The sequence below is a fragment of the Mesorhizobium sp. WSM3873 genome, assembly GCF_001672445.1.
GTDB lineage: Bacteria > Pseudomonadota > Alphaproteobacteria > Rhizobiales > Rhizobiaceae > Mesorhizobium.
In genome coordinates, this window is the sequence record NZ_LYTM01000003.1 from 118,682 (window position 1) to 140,376 (window position 21,695).

17 protein-coding genes are annotated in these 21,695 nt (G+C 64.7%); 9 read left to right on the forward strand and 8 right to left on the reverse strand.

The annotated features are described in order from the left end of the window. Nucleotide 1: 1 nt before the first annotated feature. From A9K71_RS03215 to A9K71_RS03225, 3 genes are all read right to left on the reverse strand, one after another. Nucleotides 2-1,882 (reverse strand): PAS domain S-box protein, encoded by a 1,881-nt coding sequence (locus tag A9K71_RS03215; RefSeq protein WP_245299511.1) that lies wholly within the window; start codon nt 1,880-1,882, stop codon nt 2-4. A 213-nt stretch (nt 1,883-2,095) separates the two neighbouring features. Beyond that, on the reverse strand, nt 2,096-2,734 hold the full coding sequence (locus tag A9K71_RS03220; RefSeq protein WP_066990189.1) for an NrsF family protein: 639 nt from the start codon (nt 2,732-2,734) through the stop codon (nt 2,096-2,098). Between the two features lies 1 nt (nt 2,735). Further along, nucleotides 2,736-3,272: a sigma-70 family RNA polymerase sigma factor gene (locus A9K71_RS03225; protein WP_066990192.1), complete on the reverse strand. Its 537-nt coding sequence runs from the start codon at nt 3,270-3,272 to the stop codon at nt 2,736-2,738. A gap of 204 nt (nt 3,273-3,476) precedes the next feature. Here A9K71_RS03225 and A9K71_RS03230 point away from each other — a divergent pair, with 204 nt between their 5' ends. The 3 genes from A9K71_RS03230 (at nt 3,477) to A9K71_RS03240 (ending at nt 7,296) form a co-directional block, all read left to right on the forward strand. Continuing rightward, nucleotides 3,477-4,484 carry an iron ABC transporter substrate-binding protein gene (locus A9K71_RS03230; RefSeq protein WP_066990195.1) on the forward strand — a complete coding sequence of 336 codons (1,008 nt, stop codon included), beginning with the start codon at nt 3,477-3,479 and terminating at the stop codon, nt 4,482-4,484. A 161-nt stretch (nt 4,485-4,645) separates the two neighbouring features. After that, nucleotides 4,646-6,217, forward strand: a complete 1,572-nt coding sequence (locus tag A9K71_RS03235) for an iron ABC transporter permease (protein ID WP_082980315.1) — start codon at nt 4,646-4,648, stop codon at nt 6,215-6,217. Continuing rightward, nucleotides 6,214-7,296, forward strand: a complete 1,083-nt coding sequence (locus A9K71_RS03240) for an ABC transporter ATP-binding protein (RefSeq protein WP_066990202.1) — start codon at nt 6,214-6,216, stop codon at nt 7,294-7,296. The genes A9K71_RS03235 and A9K71_RS03240 overlap by 4 nt, the downstream gene beginning before the upstream one ends. A 7-nt stretch (nt 7,297-7,303) precedes the next feature. Here A9K71_RS03240 and A9K71_RS03245 read toward each other — a convergent pair whose 3' ends face one another. The 4 genes from A9K71_RS03245 to ugpB form a co-directional block, all read right to left on the reverse strand. Continuing rightward, entirely contained in the window at nt 7,304-8,386 is a 1,083-nt protein-coding gene (locus A9K71_RS03245; protein WP_066990205.1) for a sn-glycerol-3-phosphate import ATP-binding protein UgpC, read from the reverse strand. A gap of 6 nt (nt 8,387-8,392) precedes the next feature. Further along, on the reverse strand, nt 8,393-9,241 hold the full coding sequence (gene ugpE / locus A9K71_RS03250; protein WP_066990208.1) for a sn-glycerol-3-phosphate ABC transporter permease UgpE: 849 nt from the start codon (nt 9,239-9,241) through the stop codon (nt 8,393-8,395). Between the two features lie 8 nt (nt 9,242-9,249). Next, nucleotides 9,250-10,134 carry a sn-glycerol-3-phosphate ABC transporter permease UgpA gene (ugpA, locus tag A9K71_RS03255; RefSeq protein ID WP_066990493.1) on the reverse strand — a complete coding sequence of 295 codons (885 nt, stop codon included), beginning with the start codon at nt 10,132-10,134 and terminating at the stop codon, nt 9,250-9,252. A 69-nt stretch (nt 10,135-10,203) separates the two neighbouring features. Further along, complete coding sequence (gene ugpB / locus A9K71_RS03260; protein ID WP_066990210.1) at nt 10,204-11,514, reverse strand: sn-glycerol-3-phosphate ABC transporter substrate-binding protein UgpB; 1,311 nt, start codon at nt 11,512-11,514, stop codon at nt 10,204-10,206. A gap of 326 nt (nt 11,515-11,840) precedes the next feature. Between ugpB and A9K71_RS03265 the strand changes: the two genes are divergently transcribed. Then, nucleotides 11,841-14,270: an EAL domain-containing protein gene (locus A9K71_RS03265; RefSeq protein WP_066990213.1), complete on the forward strand. Its 2,430-nt coding sequence runs from the start codon at nt 11,841-11,843 to the stop codon at nt 14,268-14,270. Here the strand turns inward: A9K71_RS03265 and A9K71_RS03270 are convergent. Next, nucleotides 14,262-14,951, reverse strand: a complete 690-nt coding sequence (locus A9K71_RS03270) for a TlpA disulfide reductase family protein (protein WP_066990216.1) — start codon at nt 14,949-14,951, stop codon at nt 14,262-14,264. The genes A9K71_RS03265 and A9K71_RS03270 overlap by 9 nt on opposite strands. Before the next feature lie 36 nt (nt 14,952-14,987). On the opposite strand from A9K71_RS03270, the gene argH reads away from it, so the two are divergent. From argH to A9K71_RS03295, 5 genes are all read left to right on the forward strand, one after another. Beyond that, the gene (gene argH, locus A9K71_RS03275; protein WP_066990219.1) at nt 14,988-16,388 is read left to right on the forward strand and encodes an argininosuccinate lyase; all 1,401 of its coding nucleotides are present in this window, start codon (nt 14,988-14,990) and stop codon (nt 16,386-16,388) included. 72 nt (nt 16,389-16,460) lie between these two features. Next, nucleotides 16,461-16,667: a lipoprotein gene (locus A9K71_RS03280; RefSeq protein ID WP_066990222.1), complete on the forward strand. Its 207-nt coding sequence runs from the start codon at nt 16,461-16,463 to the stop codon at nt 16,665-16,667. Nucleotides 16,668-16,719: 52 nt separating this feature from the next. Then, a complete protein-coding gene (gene lysA / locus A9K71_RS03285) occupies nt 16,720-17,988 on the forward strand; it encodes a diaminopimelate decarboxylase (RefSeq protein WP_066990225.1) in 1,269 nt (422 codons plus the stop codon). A gap of 34 nt (nt 17,989-18,022) precedes the next feature. Then, nucleotides 18,023-18,964 carry a threonine/serine dehydratase gene (locus tag A9K71_RS03290; RefSeq protein ID WP_066990228.1) on the forward strand — a complete coding sequence of 314 codons (942 nt, stop codon included), beginning with the start codon at nt 18,023-18,025 and terminating at the stop codon, nt 18,962-18,964. A gap of 113 nt (nt 18,965-19,077) precedes the next feature. Beyond that, a complete protein-coding gene (locus tag A9K71_RS03295) occupies nt 19,078-21,675 on the forward strand; it encodes a TIGR02302 family protein (RefSeq protein WP_066990230.1) in 2,598 nt (865 codons plus the stop codon). The last annotated feature ends 20 nt before the right edge of the window (nt 21,676-21,695 follow it).

The window sequence follows — 21,695 nt, forward strand, 5'->3', positions numbered from 1 at the left end:
TTCAGGATGCCGCGGCAAGCGGGAGGGGCGCCGCCTCGTCCTTCGAAACTTCATCGGGTGCTGCCGAAACGCAGCCGCGGCCGGCCGCCTTGGCGGCATAGCAGGCGGCATCGGCACGGGCGATGATCTCATCCACCTCGCCGCAGCCGGCGCGGATCGGCGCAAGCCCGATGCTGGCGGCGATCGAATGCGGACGACCGTCCCAGCTGAAGCCCAGGTTGCGGATGGCTTCGATGATGCAACGCGCCGCGACCGTCGCTCGCGCCGGCGCGCCCGATTTCAGTATGACCGCGAACTCGTCGCCGCCCAGGCGGGCGACGATATCTTCCGGCCCGAGCACGTTGCGGATGGCGTCGGCGACGCGCTTCAGCAGCGCATCGCCCGCCGCGTGGCCGCCAGTGTCGTTGACCGCCTTGAAGTGGTCGAGGTCGACGAACATGAACTGATGCTCGCCGCCATTCAACCGGCACCAATCGACCAGCTCCTCCATCGTGCGGATGAAGCTTGGGCGGTTGGCGAGCCCGGTCAGCGCGTCATGGGCCGCGGCATAAGCGAGCTGGCGCTGCAGGGCGCGCGCGTCGGTGAAATCCTGGAAGACGATGACGAGCCCGCAGAACTCGTCGTGGTCGTTCATGATCGGCGACACCATTTGGCGGATGCTGCAGCGCGTGTCGTCGCGCCTGATGAGCACGGCGCGGGCGTTCTGATCGCAATGATGGCGGTCGGCGGCCGAAGCTCGCGTCAGGCCGATCCTCTGCCCGGTTTCCTCGTCGACCGCCCAGTAGACATCGCCGAGCACCTTGCCAAGCGCCTCGCCGCTGGCAATGCCGGTGAGCTTTTCGGCGACCGGATTCATGAAGCTGACGCGGTTGGCGGCATCGGTGCAGATCACCGCGTCGCCGATCGACTGCAGCGTCACCCTGAGCCGCTCCTTTTCGTCGGCGAGCATCGCCGCCGAGACCTTGCGCCGTTCTTCGGCCTCCTTGCGCTCCGTGATATCGGTCAAGCTGCCGATCGCCCGGATCAGCCGGCCCTCGCCGTCGCGTTCGATCGCCTTGCCGCGGTCGAGGATCCAGACCCAATGGCCGTCCTTGTGGCGCATTCGGAACTCGGCCTCGAAGAAGGCCGTCTCGCCGGCAAGATGCGCCCGGTCCGCGTCGGCGACAATTTGGCGGTCGTCCGGATGGATCATCGTCAGCCAGCGGTCGGGGTCCCCGTCCAGCTCGCCATCCTCATAGCCCAGCATTCTGACCCAGGTTTCGGAGTAAGTCGTGCCGCCCTTGCGCATGTCGAGGCTCCAGACGCCTTGTCCGGCGCTGGTCAGCGCGAAATTCCAGCGCGTCTCGGCTTCGGCGATGCGCGCTTCGGCCTGCTTGCGCGCATCGATGTCCTCGATCTGCGACACAAGATAGAGCGGCTTGCCGGTCTCGTCTTCGCGAATGACCGAGCCCGCAAGCTGCGCCCAGACCGGAGTGCCGTCCTTCTTCAGGTAGCGCTTCTCGAAATGAAAGGAATCGATCTTTCCCTCTTTCAGCGCGATCATCGTCTCACGGCCGATCTGCAGGTCGTCGGGATGCGTGATCTGGAAGAAGGTCAGCGCCTCGATTTCCGCCCGGCTGTAGCCGAGCATCGCCGCGAAGGCGGGATTGGTCTGAAGGATGCGGCCTTCGAGGCCGACGATGGCGACGCCGATCGCCGAATCTTCCATCGCGCGGCGAAAGCGCTGCTCGCTCTCGGCAATCTGCCGGCGGTCGTCGATGATCCTGCGGATGAACAGCGCCGAGACAAACAGCGTCACGGCCGTGACGGCGACGGATATCTGCAGGCAGAACTTCAGCGCGTCCGCGCCGAGCTCCAGCGCCGGCAACAGGACCGATGCCATCGGGGTGACGATCCCAGCCGCCATCAAGGCGAGCACAGATCGCTTGCCGGCCCGCGGACCTTTCCAACTCAACCACGCCACAATGCGATTCCACCCCATGCGCAACTGCCACAACCCTGGCGGATCGATTTTAAGGAATGGTTGTAAGCTGCGGCGGCCACGCGGCTAACCGGCAAAGCAATTGCCGGCATGATTAAGGATCGGTGTGTAATCCTACCAGCGGACGAAAAACCGTCCGCCAAGCGCGCCGAGCGCGGTGAGGAAAGCGATCGCGATCGTATACCACGTGGCGACGAACAGCGGCGAATCGTCGAAGCAATGCGCGGCATAGAAGGTCGCCGCCAGTCCGCCCGCGAGCAAGCCCGCGACCGCGCCGGCCAGCACCGGCCGCGTCGGCGCGCCATAGCGCAGCATACCGAGGAAGATCGCCAGGGGACCGATGCCGATCAACGGGATGAAGCTCATGCAGATCATCATGTTGGAACCCACGAGCCGCCTGCCCCAGTCCGCCTCCGGCACGACGAAAAGCTCCAGGATGACCGCGATCACGACGAGCGCAGGCGCGGCGAGCGTCCATAGTTTCGCTCGCCTGCTCGCCGCACCGGGCGTCGACAGGGCTCGGATCAGAGCGAATGCGCTGGTCGTGAGCGCCAAGGTGAAGACGAACTTCGACATGAAGCGCATCGTATGCATGGCCGGCATGATGTCCGGGCGCGGACCGATGGTCATGAAAAAGACCACCGCCGCGACCACAACCGCCACGCCGACGGCCAGCCACCAGGCGAGGCCAAGCGGCATCGCCTTGTTGCGGGCATCGGCGTCGAGCGCCTTTATGAGGTCCTCGGTTCTCATGTCACCGTCGTCCGAACCTTTTGGCGATCGCGGCAAGGCCGCGATGCAGCGACACGCGCACCGCCGTCTCGCTGATGCCGAGCTTGACCGCCGTTTCGCCGATCGAATGGCCGTCGACCGAGATCGAGGAAACCACGGAACGCTGCGAGGGCGGCAAGCCGTCCAGGGCCCGGTTTATGTCGCGCTCGCTCACCGTCTCCGCTTCCGGCTCGGCGAACGTCTCTGCGATCTCGTCGATCTCGACCTCGATGCGACGGCCGCGCCTGCGGAATGCATCGATCAGCTTGAAGCGGGCGATCGCATAGACCCATGGCAGCACCGGCGCGTCTTCTCGCCACGTGTGCCTTTTGACGTGAATGGCCAGCAAGGTTTCCTGCACGACATCCTCGGGGTCGACCCCGCCCTGGACGATCTTGCGCCGGACGAAGCCACGAACGAGAGCGGCTATCCGGTGAAGAAAGTCGGCGTAAGCCCTTTCGTCTCCCGCGATCGCGGCCCTGAGCAGCCGGGAAAGCTCGGCCTCGTCCTTGCCGGTCACAAGAGTTTACCCCCGATGTTCGCGTCTCGGCCCTGGTTTGTTACGTGTCCGGCGAAATAATGTCCAAGCCAAAGTACCGGAAAATCACGAAAGTTTGCGGCACGGCGACCGATTGAAGCAGGCCGGAATGTTGACTATCGTAATCAGGTATTTATAGGTGCGCCTGAGCCCGAACCCCTGTCTCCAGATTTGAGGACGATGCCCATGAAAACTGCCTTTTCCACTCTTGCCGGCGCCGCCGCGCTGGCGCTCGGCCTGATTGCCGGACCGGCCATGGCGGAGGATGCAGGCATCATCGTCTACAACGCCCAGCATGAAAGCCTGGCCAAGGAATGGGCGAAGGGCTTCACCAAGGAAACCGGCATCAAGGTCACGCTGCGCAACGGCGGCGACAGCGATTTCTCCAACCAGATCGTCGCCGAGGGTGCTGCCTCGCCGGCCGACGTGTTCCTGACAGAGAATTCGCCTGCAATGGCGCTGGTCGAGGCGGCCGGCCTGTTCGCGCCGGTGGATGCCGACACCCTCGCTCAGGTTCCGCAGGAATACCAGCCTTCGAGCGGCAAATGGGTGGGCGTCGCCGCGCGCAGCACCGTCTTTGCCTACAACAAGGACAAGCTCAAGGAAGGCCAGCTGCCCAAGTCGCTGCTCGACCTTGCCGATCCGAGCTGGAAGGGCCGGTGGGCCGCCTCGCCGTCCGGCGCCGATTTCCAGGCCATCGTCAGCGCGATGCTCGAGCTCAAAGGTGGAGCCGCGACTTCCGACTGGCTGAAGGCCATGAAGGAGAACTTCACCGCCTACAAGGGCAACAATACGGTGATGAAGGCGGTCAATGCCGGGGAGATCGATGGCGGCGTGATCTACCACTACTACTATTTCGGCGACCAGGCGAAGACCGGCGAGAACAGCAAGAATGTCGGCCTGCATTATTTCAAGAACCAGGACCCGGGCGCGTTCGTGTCGATCTCTGGCGGCGGCGTGCTGGCCTCGAGCAAGCATCCGAAGGAAGCCCAGGCTTTCTTGAAGTGGGTCACCGGCAAGGCCGGCCAGGAGGTTTTGAAAACCGGGACCTCTTATGAATACGCGGTCGGCAAGGATGCCATGTCGAACCCGAAGCTCGTGCCGCTGGCCGATCTGCAGGCACCCAAGATCGATCCGACGCACCTGAACTCGAAGAAGGTCATCGACCTGATGACGCAAGCCGGCTTGCTTTAGTCCGCGTTCGTCCTAAAAGGACAACCGACCGTGCTCCCGCCGGAATTCGCTTTCCGCGGGAGCGCTTTTGTTTTGGAGATGGCCTCGTCGATGACGATCATCTGCGTTTCCGACCGCGTTCGCGGTTCATCAGATCGTCTCCAGGCGGTGCATTCCGGCTGATGTCCGCGATCGACCTCACGCATTCGGGGCCGCCGGCTGCCGCAAGACAGAGCCGGCGATCCACGTCGTGGATTACGCTTGCGGCCGCCATCGTCTCCCTGATCGCTCTCCTGCCGCTTGCCTTCATTGTCTGGGTGGGCATCCAGACGGGATGGGACACGGTGGTGGCGCTGATCTTTCGGCCTCGCGTCGGCGCGCTCCTGGTCAACACCATCCTGCTTGTCGTCCTGGCCGTCCCGATCGCCATCGTGCTGTCGGTGGCGCTTGCCTGGCTGACCGAGCGCAGCGACCTTCCCGGCAACCGTTGGTGGTCGTGGCTGTCGGTGGCGCCCTTGGCAATTCCCGCCTTCGTCCACAGTTACGCCTGGATCAGCCTAATCCCCGGCCTGCACGGGCTCTGGGCCGGCGTGATCGTCTCCGTCATCGCCTATTTCCCGTTTCTCTATCTGCCGATCGCAGCGGCGCTGCGCCGGCTTGACCCGGCGCTGGAAGATGCCGCCGCAGCATTGGGCCTCGGACCCTGGCGCGTCTTCGCGCGTGTCGTGCTGCCGCAGTTGAGGCTGGCCATCTGCGGCGGTTCGCTGCTGGTTGGCCTGCACCTGCTTGCCGAATACGGGCTTTATGTCTTCATCCGCTTCGATACCTTCACCACCGCGATCGTCGACCAGTTCCAGTCGACCTTCAACGGCGCGGCGGCGAACATGCTCGCCGCCGTGCTGGTCGCCTGCTGCTTCGTGCTGCTTGGCGTGGAGGTGATCGTGCGTGGTGAGGAGCGTTATGCCCGCGTCGGCTCCGGGGCGGCGCGCCAGCAGCAGCGTACCGCCCTCGGCCGCGCGGCGCTGCCTTGCCTGCTGCTGCCCGCCGGCACTGCGCTGCTCACGCTCGGCGTGCCCTTTGTGACCGTCGGCCGCTGGCTGCTTGCCGGTGGCGCCGACGTCTGGCGTTGGGACGAGATCAGCCTGGCGCTCGGCCAGACGCTGGTCCTCGCCGTCGCCGGCGCGCTGCTTGCCACGGTCGCCGCAATGCCCATGGCCTGGATCTCGATCCGTGCGCCCGGCCGCTTGCAGCGCCTACTCGAGAGCTGCAACTACATCGTCGGCTCGCTGCCGGGTGTGGTCGTCGCGCTGGCGCTGGTGACCATCACCGTACGCATCGCCTTGCCGCTCTATCAGACGCTCTTCACCATCCTTTTCGGCTATGCGCTGATGTTCCTGCCGCGCGCGCTGGTCAGCCTGCGCGCCTCGATCGCCCAGGCGCCGGTGGAACTCGAACGCGCAGCTTCGAGCCTCGGCCGCCCGCCGCTCAGGGCGCTATGGTCGACCACGATCCGGCTGTCGGCGCCGGGCGCGGCGGCCGGGATGGCGATGGTGGCGCTCGGCATCACCAATGAATTGACCGCCACGCAGATGCTGGCGCCGAACGGCACCCGCACCCTTGCGATGGCGTTCTGGTCCTACAGCGGCGAGATCGACTACGCCTCGGCCGCCCCTTACGCCTTGATCATGGTGGCGATGTCGCTGCCCATGACCTGGGTGCTCTACGTCCAGTCAAAGCGGATGGCCGGCCGATGAGCTTCCTCGAGCTCCGCGACGTAGCAAAACATTATGGCCCGGTGGGAGCACTTGCCGGCGTTGACCTCACCGTCGAAAGCGGCAGCCGCACCGCGATCGTCGGACCCTCCGGCTGCGGCAAGACCACCTTGCTGAGGCTGATCGCCGGCTTCGAGGCGCCAGACCGCGGCCGCATCGCGCTCGACGGCAAGCTGCTCGCCAATGGCGGGGCGGCGGTGCCGGCGCATCGCCGCGGCATCGGCGTGGTGGCGCAGGACGGCGCCCTCTTCCCGCATCTCACCATCGCCGACAACATCGGCTTCGGCATGCCCCGAAGCGCCGAGAAGCGCGCCGAGCACATTGTCGAGCTCGCCTATATCGTCGGGCTGGACAAGGCGATCCTGAAGCGCCGTCCGCACGAGCTTTCCGGCGGCCAGCAGCAGCGTGTCGCGCTTGCCCGCGCCATGGCGATGAAACCCCGGCTGATGCTCCTCGACGAGCCGTTCTCGGCGCTCGACACCGGCCTGCGCGCCTCGATGCGCAAGGCTGTGGCCGAGCTTCTGGAGGATGCGGGCATCACCACCATCTTGGTCACCCATGATCAGGCCGAGGCGCTGTCCTTCGCCAGCCAGGTAGCCGTCATGCGCGACGGCCTGTTCTCGCAAGTCGGCACGCCGCGCGAGCTCTACTTCCAGCCCAGGGACAGGATGGTTGCCGAGTTCCTCGGCGACGCCATCATCGTGCCGGCCAAGATCGCCGACGGCTTTGCCATATCGCCACTCGGCCGCATCGCGGTCGACATCACCGAGCGGCGCGACGTCGCCCGTATCATGCTCAGGCCCGAGCAAGTGGTGCTTAAACGAACCTCCCGCGAAGGCATGTCGGGGACGCCGGACATGCTGTTCGGCGAGGTGACGGACTCCGAATTCGCCGGCTCGGTCTGCACCATCGCCGTGCGGCTGCTCAACAGCCCGGATCCGCCGGATGCGGCCGCGATCGGCAACACACCGCTCATCCTGCGCAAGACCGGCATGGACGTGCCGGAGGTCGGCGAGATCGTGCGCCTCACCGTGACCGGCAAGGCGCATGTGTTTGCCTGAAGCTGGGTCAAGAGGAGGGGCTTGTGCTGTCGAGGCGCCTGCCGCCCCGATCGAACCAGTGCAACTTCTCGGCTGGGGCGGTGATGCGCAACTTGTCGCCGGGCTTTGCCGCCGTGCGGCCGCCAACCCGTATCACGATACGATTGCCGGCGGCCGAGCAGTGCAGGAAGGTTTCCGCGCCGACCGGCTCCACGGCCTCGACCGTTGCGGACAGCATCAGCGCCCCGGATCGGTCCTCGGCATCGGCGACGAGTTCGGCGTCCTCGGGCCTGAAGCCTAGCATTGCCGCCTGCCCGCCGGGCGGGGCAAGCCCAAGCAACTTTCCTTCCAGCTCATTTGCAGAACTTTCTGTGCTCAGTGAGAGCAGGTTCATCGGCGGCGCGCCAATGAAGGACGCGACGAATGTCGAGGCCGGCTTCTCGTAAATGTCGAGAGGAGCGCCGATCTGCTCGACCAGCCCGGCATTCATGACGACAAGCATGTCGGCTAGCGTCATCGCCTCGAGCTGGTCGTGCGTGACATAGACCGAAGTGACGCCGAGCCTGCGCTGCAGGCTCTTGATCTCGACCCGCATCTGGCCGCGCAGCTTGGCGTCGAGGTTGGAGAGCGGTTCGTCGAACAGGAAGACTTTCGGATTGCGCACGATCGCCCGGCCCATGGCGACGCGCTGTCGCTGGCCGCCGGAAAGCTCGCGTGGGCGCCGGTCGAGCAGTCCCGACAATTCCAGCACCTTGGCAGTTGAACGCACTCTGCTGTCGACCTCGGCCTTCGGCGTGCCCCGATTGCGCAGGCCATAGGCCATGTTGTCGTAGACCTTCATATGCGGGTAGAGCGCGTAATTCTGGAAGACCATGGCAATGTCGCGTTCGGTCGGACCGACGGCATTGACGATCTTGCCGTCGATCGCAACCGTTCCGGACGAGATGGTCTCGAGTCCGGCGATCATCCTGAGCAACGTCGATTTGCCGCAGCCGGAGGGACCGACCAGCACGCAAAGCTGCTTGTCCGGAATGGCGATGGAAACGCCTTTCACGGCCTCGACGCCGCCGGCATAGACCTTCCTCACATCATTGAGATCAACCGTCGCCATCGCCCCTCACTTCTCGGATTCGACCAGGCCGCGCACGAACCAGCGCTGCATCAGCACCACGACAAGGATCGGCGGCACGATGGCCAGCATCGCGGTGACCATCACAAGGTGCCACTGGGTATCGGCATCGGCGAAGGAAACCATCTTTTTCAGCGCGATGACGATGGTGTTCATGTCGTTGCTGTTGGTGACCAGCAGCGGCCACAGATATTGCGTCCAGCCATAGATGAAGAGGATGACGAACAGCGCCGCGATGTTGGTGCGCGACAGCGGCAGGAGGATGTCGAAGAAGAAGCGCCACGGCCCGGCGCCATCGACGCGCGCCGCCTCGACGAGCTCGCCCGGGATGGTCATGAAGAACTGTCTGAACAATAGCGTGGCCGTGGCCGAGGCGATCAGCGGAATGATCAGACCGGCATAGGTGTCGATCATGCCGAGATCGACCATCACCTTGTAGGTCGGCAGGATGCGGACCTCGACGGGCAGCATCAGAGTGATGAAGATCAGCCAGAAGAAGGTCATGCGCAGCGGGAAACGAAAGAACACGATGGCATAAGCCGACAGGATCGAGATGAAGATCTTTCCGACCGCGACGCCGAGCGCCATGACCGTCGTGTTGAGAAGCAGCCTGCCGACGCTGACGCCGCCGATGCGCCCGACACCGCCGAACAACGCCTCGCTGTAATTGTTCCAGAGCTGGTCACCGGGCAGCAGCGGCAGGGGCGGCTTGAGGATCGTCTGCAGCGTCTGTGTCGAGGCCACGAATGTGTAGTAGATGGGAAATGCAACGATCAAAATGCCGAGAATGAGAGCGGCATGGGCGATCAGGACACGCAACGGGGACTGGCCGATCATCGCTTGCCTCAGCCGTAGTGGACTTTGCGTTCCACATAGCGGAACTGGATGGCGGTGAGCGCTATGACGATGACCATCAGGATCACCGACTGCGCCGCCGAGTCGCCGAGGATCAGGTTGACGAAGCCGTCATTGTAGACCTTGTAGACCAGCGTCTCGGTGGTCTTGCCCGGTCCGCCGCCGGTGACGGCATGGACGATGCCGAACGTGTCGAACAGGGCATAGACAGTGTTGACGACCAGCAGGAAGAAGGTCGTCGGCGCGAGCAGCGGGAAGATGATGGTCCAGAAACGCTTGGTCTCGCGGGCGCCGTCGATCGCCGCCGCCTCGATCAGCGTCTTCGGCACCGCCTGCAGCCCGGCGACGAAGAACAGGAAATTGTAGCTGATCTGCTTCCAAGCGGCGGCGGAAACCAAAAGGATCATGGCGTGACTGCCGTTGAGCAACGGGTCCCAGGCTATACCGAGACTTCTCAGCACGTAGGATAGCGAGCCGATCGAAGGGTTGAACAGGAACAGCCACAACATGCCGGCGATCGCCGGCGCCACCGCATAGGGCCAGATCATCAGCGTGCGGTAGAGCGCTTTCCCGCGCACCACTTTTTCCGCCATTACGGCGAGCAGCAACGCCACGGCCATGGCCACGATTGCGGTGGCAAGCGAAAATACCACCGTTACCTTGATCGAGTTGAGATAGGCCGGGTCGGCAAGCACTTTGCGGAAATTGGCAAACCAGACGAACTTGCTCTTCAGCCCGAATGGATCCTGCCTGAGCATGGACTGGTAGAGCGCCTGCCCGGCCGGCCAGTAGAAGAAAACCAGTGTTATGGCGAGTTGCGGCGCCACAAGCAGGTAAGGCAGAACTTTGTGGGGGAAAACGACGCGCGGGGTCAGCTTGGTTTCCTCGTCAAGCAAGGATCGCCCGCGCGGATCCGCGCGGGCGACGTTTCATCTCGGCCAGGTCTAGTTGCCCAAAGCGTCCTTGATCGCCGCGTTGCCGCGCGAGACGGCATTGTCGAGCGCCTGCTGAGCCGTTTCCTGGCCGGCCAGCATCTTCTCGAACTCCTCGTTCTGGATATCGCGCACCTGCGGCAGATTGGGCAGGCGCACACCCTTCGAATTCTCGGTCGGCGCCTTGCCGGTCATCTGCAGGATCGGTGTCTCGCGGCCCGGGTTCTTGTCGTAGAAGCCGGACTTCTTGGTCGCCTCATAGGCCGCCAGCGTCACCGGCAGGTAGCCCGACTTCTGGTGCAGATATTCCTGCACCTCGGTCTTGGAGAGATAGGCGAAAAAGGCCGCGACGCCCTTGTACTCCGCATCGGATTTGCCGCTGAAAACCCAGAGGCTTGCGCCGCCGGGCGTCGTGTTCTGCGGCGCGCCCTTGGCATCGCTGTCATACGGCAGTTGGCCGATGCCGTAGTTCATGCCCGACTTGACGATATCGCCGAGCCCGCCCGAGGACTCGGTAAAGATGCCGCATTCCCCGGCGAGGAATATCTGCTTGGCCTCGGAGGTGCGCCCGCCATATTTGAAAGTGCCATCCTTGGCGAGGTCAGCCAGCGCCTGAAAGTGGTTGACGAAAATCGGCGCATTGATCTTGAGCTCGACGTCGCCGCCGGCCAGTCCGTTCTGCTGGGTCGCCCAGGAAACATTGTTCCAGGCGGCAAAATTTTCCAGATGGATCCAGGTCAGCCAGGTCGAGGTGTAGCCGCAAGGGGCCGCGCCGCTCGCCTTGATCTTCTTCGCCGCTTCCCATACCTCGTTCCAGGTCTTAGGCGGGTTGTTCACGTCGAGGCCGGCCTTCTGAAAGATGTCCTTGTTGTAGTAGAGGATCGGCGAGGAGGAATTGTAAGGGAAAGACAACATCGTGCCGTCCGGCTTCGAATAGTAGCCGACTATGCCGGGCAGATACTGGCTCTTATCGAACGTCATCCCCGCGCCCGTCAAAACTTCGGCCACGGGTTTGATCGCGCTCTCGGCCGCCATCATGACGCCGGTGCCGACATCGAAAACCTGGATGATGTCTGGCGCCTGGCCGGCGCGGAATGCGGCGATGCCTGCATTCAGCGTCTCGGGATAGGTGCCCTTGAAGACCGGAACGATCTGGTAGTCGCTTTGGCTGGCGTTGAAGTCCTTCGAGATCTTGTCGACGACTTCCGCATTGGCGCCCGTCATCGCATGCCACCAGCTGATCTGCGTGACAGCGAAAGCGGACGTGGTGGAAAGCAGGGTCAAGGTAGCGGCAACACCTGCCGCGAAGCCGAAGAGCTTCATGTTTTCATCTCCCGTTGTGATTGGCGAAAGGGGGGCTTCCGCAGAAACCAGTATGTGTTGCGCATGACAATCGGACAACGGTTTTGTTATGCGTCGATGAACATCAACTGATCCTAAAATAACGTGCATCAGTCACGGCCGGGCAGATTGTTTGCCGGCTTAGGATTTGAGCGACTCCAACCATCGTGTGCGACAGCCGGCCTAACCTTATCCGCCCTTACAACCCGAGACACACGCGTCGGTTGCAGGTCCACTAATCGATTCTTCAGCTGTCGGGCCTTAAGCAATCTTAACTTGATTGATGCGGGAAGATCAGGTGGGGCCAAATGTTGACCGTCTATAATTGCATCGTGCACGAGCACGATCTGAGGTTGGTCGCGCTTGCGGCGCTCATCTGCGGAATTTCGTCTTTCTCGGCGGTCAATCTTCTTCGCCATGTCGAGCAATCGACCAGTCGAAATCGCTACGCATGGCTGTTGATTGCAGCCACGGCGACCGGATTTGGCATCTGGGCGACGCACTTCGTCGCCATGATCGCCTTCACGCCGGGAATACCCAACGCCTATAACGCGGAGCTTTCCGCCCTTTCGCTGGCTGCCTCCGTAGTTCTGACAGCGGCCGGAATGTGGATCGCCACCATCCGCGGCGGCATTGATCACTACCTTGTCGGCGGCGCCGTGCTCGGCGTCGGCATTGCCGTGATGCACTATACCGGCATGGCGGCGTTCGAGGTCCAGGGCCGGATCGTCTGGAACGAGCTGCTCGTCGCTCTTTCGCTGGCGGCGGGCGTCACGCTTGCCGCGCTTTCGCTGCTCGTCGTGCTGCGCCGCCCGTCGACGCTTACGACGATCGCTGCCGCCGTCTTGCTCACACTGGCCATCTGCACACTGCATTTTATCGCCATGGCGGCGGTCTCGATTTATCCGGACTCCTCGATAGAGATCTCAAAATTCACCATCGCGCCGATGTCGCAAGCCTTTGCCGCCGCGGCGGCAAGCCTGGTCATCCTAGTGCTCTCGGCCGCGGCGCTCCGCATCGACCTGCGCTTCCGACGCCACCAGGCGGAAGCGCAGCGCATGCACGGCCTGGCCAACGCGGCGGTCGAGGGGCTGATCGTCTGCGACGGCAGCCGCATCGTCAGCGCCAACGACAGCATCGCGGCGCTGAGCGGCATCGCGCCCGGCACGCTGAACGTGATGACGCTTGGCGACCTCTTCGGCGCACGCATCGCCTCAGCCATCGCCGGCGGCAGCGGCCAGGCGCAGGAAGCCGAGCTGCGCAGCCAGGACGGCACCCGCATCCCGGTCGAGCTGATCGCCCGCAGCATCGACTATTGCGGCAAGCCTCACGACGTCGTCGCCGTCCGCGACATGCGCGAGCGCAAGAAGGCCGAGCAGGAGATCCTTCACCTGGCGCATTTCGATCCGCTGACCGGGCTTGCCAATCGCCGCAGCTTCACCAGCCGCCTCGAGGCCGAGATCGCCACGGCAAGCGGCAAGGGCGGGCAGCTCGCGCTGATGCTTCTCGATCTCGACCGCTTCAAGGAGGTCAACGACCTCTTCGGTCATGCGGCCGGCGACGCCGTGCTGCAGAGGGTGGCGCAATGCGCTTCGGGCGTGCTCCGCCATGGGCAGATGCTCGCCCGCCTCGGCGGCGACGAGTTCGCCATCATCGCGCCGAACCTTCCCGACCCGCAGGCCGCGGGCCGCATCGCCGAGGCGGTGCTTTCCAGGCTGCGCCAGGAGAGCCAATTGTCGCCCGGCGGCGAGCTGGTGTCGGCCAGCATCGGCATTGCTCTTTACCCGCTGGACGCCGACGAGCAGGCGGCGCTGGTCAGCCATGCCGACACCGCGCTCTACCGCGCCAAGGCCGAGGGCAAGGACACTTATCGCTATTTCGAAGCTTCGATGGGCGCCGAGACGCGCGACAGGCGCGCCATGGAGCACGATCTGCGCCAGGCGGTTGCGCGCGGCGAGTTCCGGCTGGTCTATCAGCCGCAAAAAGAGATCAGCAGCGGCAAGATGATCGGTTTCGAGGCCTTGATCCGCTGGCATCATCCGGAGCGCGGCAACATCCCGCCGTCGGTCTTCATCCCGGTCGCGGAAGACAGCGGCGCCATCGCCCAGATCGGCGAATGGGTGCTGGCGACGGCCTGCGAGGAAGCCGTGCGCTGGAAAAATCCGCTGACCATCGCCGTCAATGTCTCGGCGGTGCAGCTCCACAACCCGAATTTCAGCCGCAAAGTGCACGAGATTCTGCTGCGTTCGGGACTTCCGGCCGGACGGCTGGAGCTTGAAGTGACCGAGACGGCGCTGATCAAGGATATGCCGCGGGCGCTGGCGACTCTGCGGCAGGTCAAGGCGCTTGGTATTCGCGTCGCGATGGACGATTTTGGAACCGGCTATTCATCGCTTTCCAATCTCCGCGCCTTCCCTTTCGACAAGATCAAGATCGACGGCTCCTTCATCAAGTCGGTCGACAGGAATGGCCAGGTCGCGGCCATCGTGCGCGCCGTGCTGGGTCTGGGGCGCGGCCTCGGCCTGCCTGTTCTGGCCGAAGGCGTCGAAACGCTGGACGAATTGCGCTTCCTCGATGCCGAAGACTGCGAGATCGGCCAGGGATACTATCTCGGCAGGCCAGGCCCGATCGAAACCTTCAGCGAGCTGACCGGCGTGCCGGCGGCCATGGATGCTGTCGAGGCCCGCGGCGGCAGCATCCTGATGCTCGAGCCGGCCGCCGCGCTGCGCTCAGCTTGACGGACTGAGCGCGGCCTCCACCAATCGCTTGGCGTCGGGGCTCGACCATTCCGCCGGGCCGTTCATATGTGCGATCAGGCAGCCTTCGCCGTCGATCAGCATCGTCACCGGCAGGCCAAGCGCCAGCCCGCGCGTCTTGGCCTCGTTGAACAGGCCCATCGTCGCATCCCGGTAGTAGCCGAGCGTCTCGATGCCGATCTCCTTCAGGAACTTTTTCGGCTTGGCGTCGTCGCCGGTGTCGACATTGACCGCGACGACCTCGAAAGCGTTGCCGCCCTTTTCCTTCTGCAACGCATCGAGCGCCGGCATTTCGGCGCGGCAGGGCGCGCACCATGTCGCCCACAGATTGAGCAGCACCGTCTTGCCGGCATGACCGGCGATCGTCGTCGGCTTGCCGTCGGGTCCGTTGAAGGCGAGGCCCTTCAGCGATTGCGGCGGATCCGCCGGCTGCAGCGCCGCGACCTGGCCGACTGCCTTTGCCGCAACCTGCTTGGCCCGTTCGACCTTCGCCTTGCAGGCGATGTCGTCCTTGCCGGTGCCGGCCGCGGCAACCTGATCCGGCGTGTTGTTGCCAGAACCGCTCTCGCTGACATATACCGCGACCGCGCCGGCCAGCACGCCCGCTACAAGCGCGGCGAGGATGAGGCGCGGGGCCGGGAAGAATTTATTGCCGTCTGCCATTTTCTTAAAAACTGCTCCGGAGCACGGGTTATAGCGATGAGCGACAAGAAGGCCAGCAACCAGATGTGGGGCGGACGTTTTGCCTCGGGTCCGGCCGCGATCATGGAAGCGATCAACGCATCGATCGCCTTCGACCGCAAACTCTACGCGCAGGACATCCGCGGCTCGATCGCCCACAGCGAGATGTTGGCTGAAACGGGCATTATTTCGGCGGCCGATCAAGGGAAAATCGCTCACGGCCTGAACACGATCCTGAAAGAGATCGAGGCTGGGAAATTTGAATTCTCGACCAAGCTCGAAGACATCCACATGAATGTCGAGGCGCGTCTGGCCGATCTGATCGGGCCGGCTGCCGGCCGCCTGCATACCGCCCGCTCGCGTAACGATCAGGTGGCGGTCGATCTGAGACTCTGGGTCAAGGAGGAATGCCAGCGCGTCGCCCAGGCACTGAAGGACCTCATCGGCGCCTTTCTCGAGCGCGCCGAGGAGCACGCCGCGACGGTCATGCCCGGCTTCACTCATATGCAGGCCGCGCAGCCGGTGACCTTCGGTCATCATTGCATGGCTTATGTCGAGATGTTCAGCCGCGATCTGTCGCGTGTCCGCGACGCCATCGAGCGCATGGACGAAAGCCCGCTGGGCGCCGCCGCGCTGGCCGGCACGAGCTTTTCCATCGACCGCCATATGTCGGCGAAGGCGCTCGGCTTCCGCGAGCCGATGCGCAATTCCCTCGACAGCGTGTCGGACCGCGATTTCGCGCTCGAATTCCTGTCCATCGCCGCGATCTGCGGCACGCATCTGTCGCGGCTCGCCGAAGAGATCATCATCTGGTCGACGCCGCAATTCGGCTTCGTCCGGCTCTCGGATAGCTTCTCCACCGGCTCCTCGATCATGCCGCAGAAGAAGAACCCAGACGCCGCCGAATTGGTGCGCGGCAAGACCGGCCGCATCAACGGCCATCTGGTCGGCCTGCTGACGGTGATGAAGGGCATGCCGCTGACCTATGGCAAGGATATGCAGGAGGACAAGGAATCGGTCTTCGACGCCGCCGAGACGCTCGACCTGATGCTGGCGGCGACCACCGGCATGGTGCGCGACATGACCGTGAACACGGCCGCCATGAAGAAGGCCGCCGGCGCCGGTCACGCCACCGCCACCGACCTCGCCGACTGGCTGGTGCGCAATCTCGGCCTGCCCTTCCGCGAGGCCCATCACGTCACCGGCCGCGCCGTCGCGCTCGCCGAGGAGAAGAAGGTCGGGCTGGAAAAGCTCTCGTTGGAGGACCTGCGCTCGATCCATCCCGGCATCACCGACGGCATCTTCTCCGTGCTTGCCGTGCAGAATTCGGTGAAGAGCCGGACCAGCTTCGGCGGCACCGCGCCGTCGGAGGTGAGGAAGCAGATCCGCTATTGGAAAAAGCGGCTCGCCAAGGCGTGATGCCGGGATGCAATGCGCCGAAAACTCGGCTAAAAGCGCGGCTGGACAAAACAGTTTCGAACGGATGGATCGATGACCCGAGGCAGGATTTTGGTGACGCTCGCGCTGCTGGCGGCGGTTGTCACCGTCACGGCCTGCGGCAGGAGAGGCGGCCTCGATACGCCTTACGAGGCTGCCGTGCAGGCGCGCAAGGATGCGGAGCGAGCCAAACAGCCGCTGCCGCCCGAGCCTGAGAAACCGGTCAAGGACAAGAAGTTCATTCTCGACCCCTTGCTCTAGAGCCGAGGAGATCATCCGATCTCATCGCGCTCCAATTTTCGGACCTCTCCCCGTGAACCATTTCGACTACCGCGACGGCGTTCTCTACGCCGAGGATGTGGCAATCCCCGACATCGCCGCCAGCGTCGGCACGCCGTTTTACTGCTATTCGACCGCGACCCTGACCAGGCATTTCCGGGTCTTCAAGGAAGCTTTTGCCGGTCTCGACGCGCTGGTCTGCTACGCGATGAAGGCGAATTCCAACCAGGCCGTCCTGAAGACCCTGGCAAGACAAGGCGCCGGCGCCGACGTGGTGTCGGAAGGTGAACTGCGGCGCGCTTTGGCCGCCGGCATCCCCGCGAGCAAGATCCTGTTTTCCGGCGTCGGCAAGACCGCGCGGGAAATGGACTTCGCCCTCAATGCCGGCATCCTCTGCTTCAACGTCGAGTCCGAACCCGAACTCGAACTGCTGTCGGCGCGCGCCACAGCGCTCGGCAAGGTGGCGCCCGTCTCGCTGCGCATCAACCCGGACGTCGACGCCAGGACCCACAAGAAGATCTCCACCGGCAAGGCCGAGAACAAGTTCGGCATCCCGTGGCAGCGGGCGCGGCAGGTCTATGCCCGCGCGGCGGAGCTGCCGGGCATCAAGGTCACCGGCATCGACACCCATATCGGCAGCCAGATTACCGAGCTGCAGCCTTTCGACGACGCTTTCGCGCTGCTGGTGGAACTGGTCGGCGTGCTGCGCGCCGACGGGCATTCAATCGAGCATGTCGATCTCGGCGGCGGCCTCGGCATTCCTTACCGCGTCGACAACAGCCCGCCCCCCTTGCCCGACGCCTATGCCGAGATCGTCCGCAAGCATGTCACCCGGCTCGGCCTGAAGGTGATGTTCGAGCCTGGCCGGCTGATCGTCGGCAATGCCGGCATCCTGGTCTCGGAAGTGATCTATGTGAAGGAAGGCGACGCCAAGAACTTCCTCGTCGTCGATGCCGCCATGAACGACCTGATCCGGCCGACGCTTTATGACGCCTTCCACGACATCAGACCGGTGGTGCAGCCGCCGGCTGCCACGCCGCGCATGAAGGTCGATATCGTCGGCCCCGTCTGCGAGACAGGCGATTTCCTCGGCCTCGACCGCGATCTCCCCAGGCTGAAGGCCGGCGACCTGATCGCCGTCTCCACGGCCGGCGCCTATGGCGCGGTGCAGGCCGGCACCTACAACACAAGGCTCCTGGTGCCCGAAGTGCTGGTCGACGGCGACCGTTTTCACGTCGTACGGCCGCGCCCGACCTATGAGGAGCTGATCGGGCTGGATTCATTGCCCGAGTGGCTGAAATAGAAGCACGAGGGTCCCGCGCTCAAAGGAGCAAGCCATGCTGGAGACTGGAGCTATCACGCGGGATCGCATCGCCGCGGTGGAACCGCACATCCGCCCGTTCGTCCGCCACACGCCGGTGATGCGCGTCGACATGGCTGACTTCGGCCGGCCGGCCTTTCCGGTCGATCTGAAGCTCGAATGTCTGCAGCATTCCGGTTCGTTCAAGGCGCGCGGCGCCTTCACCAACCTGCTCGAGCGGCAGGTGCCCGCAGCGGGTGTGGTCGCCGCCTCCGGCGGCAATCATGGCGCCGCCGTCGCCTATGCCGCCATGAAGCTGGGGCACAAGGCCACCATCTTCGTGCCCGAGGTCAGCCCGCCGGCAAAGCTCGAGCGCATCCGCAGCTACGGCGCCGAGCTGGTGGTCGGCGGTGCGCGCTATGCCGAGGCGCTGGCCGCCAGCGAGGATTTTGCCGAACGAACCGGCGCCCTGCAGATCCACGCGTTCAACCAGGAAGAGACGCTCATCGGGCAAGGGACTCTCGGGCTCGAGATCGAAGCCGATCTGCCGGAGATCGAGACGCTGCTTGTCGCGGTCGGCGGCGGCGGCCTGATCGGCGGCATCGCCGCCTGGTTCGCTGGCCGCATCCGCATCATCGCCATCGAGCCCGAGGGCGCGCCGACGCTTCACCGCGCCTTCGAGGCCGGCAAGCCGGTCGATGCACCGGCCGAGGGCATCGCCGCCGATTCGCTGGCGCCGAAGCGCGTCGGCGAAATGATGTTCCCGATCGCGAAAGCCTTCGTCGAGCGCTCGATCCTGGTCAGCGACGACGACATCGTGGCGGCGCAGAAAGCGCTTTGGGACCGCACGCGAATCATCGCCGAGCCGGGCGGGGCCGCTGCCTTTGCGGCGATGCTTTCCGGTCGCTACGCGCCGGCTCTCGGCGAGCGCGCGGCCGTCCTGGTCTGCGGCTCCAACACGAATCCCGCGAATTTCTGATCGTAAAGGCGGCGAACCCTTCACAGATTTTGGAACCCGCCTCGCCTTCGCCGTGTTTGGTGTTATCCTCTGCTCATGAGGTCCGGGCGATCCTGCCCGGGCAGGAAGGGCCGATGACGGAACGACCCATTTCCAGCGGCGAACGCGGTCTGGCCGGGCGCCTTGCCTTGAGCCGGCTGGCGACGCGGGCCTCGATGATCTTCGAGCGCGGCTGGCCGTTGCTGTTGCCGCTGGCGGTGGTCGCCGGCCTGTTCCTCAGTGTCTCGTGGCTGGGCTTGTTCCAGCGCCTGCCGGATCTGGCGCGGATCGGCCTCCTGATCCTCTTCTCCATCTCGGCGCTCGCCGCGCTCTTTGCGCTGCGCTTCTTCCGCATTCCTTCCGCCGCCGAGGTCGACCGGCGCATCGAGGCAGCGAACGAGCTGCTGCACAGCCCCGTGCAGGTGCAGACCGACCGGCCGAGCGGCGCGGACAGCCTCTTCTCGCAGGCGCTGTGGCGCGAGCACCAGAAGCGCATGGCCGAGCGGCTCTCCGGCCTGGGCGCCGACCGGCCGCGCACAAGCGTGCCGGATTATGACCGCTGGGGCCTGCGGGCTGTGGTGGGGCTGCTGTTCGTCACCGCTTTTGCCTTCTCGTTCGGACCTTTCGGCGGCAGGATCAGCGACGGCTTCGTCGCCAGCGCCGCGCGCGATAGTGTGCCGCCGCGCATCGATGCCTGGGTGACGCCGCCGTCCTATACCGGCAAGCCGCCGCTGTTCTTGACCGCCGACGTGAACCAGGCCGCGCAGGTCTTCAGCGTCCCAGAGGGCAGCGACGTCTCGCTGCGCGTCACCGGCGGAACCGGCGAAGAAACGCTGAGCTATGCCGACGCGAACGGCAATGATCGCGCCATCGAGCCGGCTGCGCCGAAGGGCGCAGCGCCAGCCGCGGCACAGCCGGGGTCCCCAGCCGGGCTCAAAGTGCGCCAGTTCTCCGGCAAGCTGAACACCAACGGCACGCTGCGGCTCAAGTCCGGCGAGGACGACCTCGGCCACTGGGCCTTCGCCATCATCCCGGACAAACCGCCGACGATCCGTTTCGTCGGCGAGCCCAAGCGTGCCGTCAATGGCGCCGTCGAGCTCAACTACCAGATCGACGACGACTATGGCGCGGCCTCCGCCAAGGCCGTCTTCGAGCTGTCTGAGCCGCCGCCGGCCAGTGCACATCCGCTCTATGGCCCGCCCGACATGCCACTGACGCTGCCGCGCCGCGGCGGCAAGGCGAACGCCGCCAAGACGACCAAGGATCTGACCGAGCATGTCTGGGCCGGCAGCACCATCAAGCTGACGCTGACCGCCACCGACGATGCCGGCCATACCGCCACCAGCGAGACCAGGACGCTGGTGATGCCGGAGCGGCCCTTCTCCAATCCGCTGGCCCGCGCTGTGATCGAGCAGCGCCGCCTGTTGGCGCTCGACGCCAACGCCAAGCCGCGCGTGCTCGACCTGATGGACGCGATCACCCTGCGCCCCGAGGATACCTTCGACAACATGTCGCATTACCTTGCGATCATGAGCGCGAGGAGCCGGCTGAAGCTTGCCGAGAACGACGACCAGCTGCGCAACGAGGTGGCTTATCTGTGGGAGATCGCGCTCGGCATCGAGGAAGGCAATCTGTCGGCCGCCGAGCGTCGGCTGCGCCAGGCGCAGCAGGCGCTACAGGACGCCATCAAAAACGGCGCCAGCGACGAAGAGCTCGAAAAGGCGATGAAGGAACTTCGCGAGGCGATGAACCAGTTCCTGCAGGAATTCGCCCAGCGCGCCCAGCAGAACCCGAACGCGCCGCAGATGCAGCAGAACGGTCGGGAACTGCGCCAGAGCGACATCAACCGGATGATGGACGAGATCGAGAATCTCGCCAAATCCGGCGACCGAGACCGGGCCCAGCAGTTGTTGTCGGAACTGCAGGACATGATGAACAACCTGCAGGCCGGGCGCCAGCAGCAGGCCGGCGAGCAGGACAGCGAGATGCGCCAGCAGATGGACAAGCTGGGCGAGATCATGCGGCGCCAGCAGGAGATGATGAACGATACCTTCCGCCTCGACCAGATGCAGCGCGGCGATCGGCAGCGCGGTGCAAATCGCGACGAGCAGCTGGGCGAGGATGGCGAGCAGTCGCAGGATGGGCAGAAGCCCGGTGATGACCGCGACCCGCTCGGCCGGCCGAAGCAAATGACGCCGCAGGAATTCGCGGATGCGCTGAAGCAGCTGCAGGAAGGTCAGGGCCAGCTGCAGAGCGAGCTCGACAAGCTGAAGAAGGGCCTCGAAGGCATGGGCATGCAGCCCAATGAGGGCTTTGGCGAGGCCGGCAAATCCATGGGCGATGCCGAGCAGGCGCTGGGCGAAGGCGAAGGCGACCAGGCGGTCGGCCACCAGGGCCGCGCGCTGGAGGCGCTGCGCCGCGGCGCCAAGGAGATGATGAAGCAGATGCAGGCCATGCAGGGCGACCAGGGCGGCAGCGAACAGGGCGGACGTCAGCAGGACGCCGACCGCGACCCGCTTGGCCGGCCGCGCGCCACGAAGGGCCCCGACGACGGCAACTCCGTCAAGGTGCCCGACGAGATCGACGTGCAGCGCGCCCGCCAGATCCTCGAAGCGATCCGCAAGCGCCTCGGCAACGCGCTCAGCCCGGACATCGAGCGCAGCTACCTCGAACGCCTGCTCGAACTGAAATAGCGCCCACACCGGTCACCGCC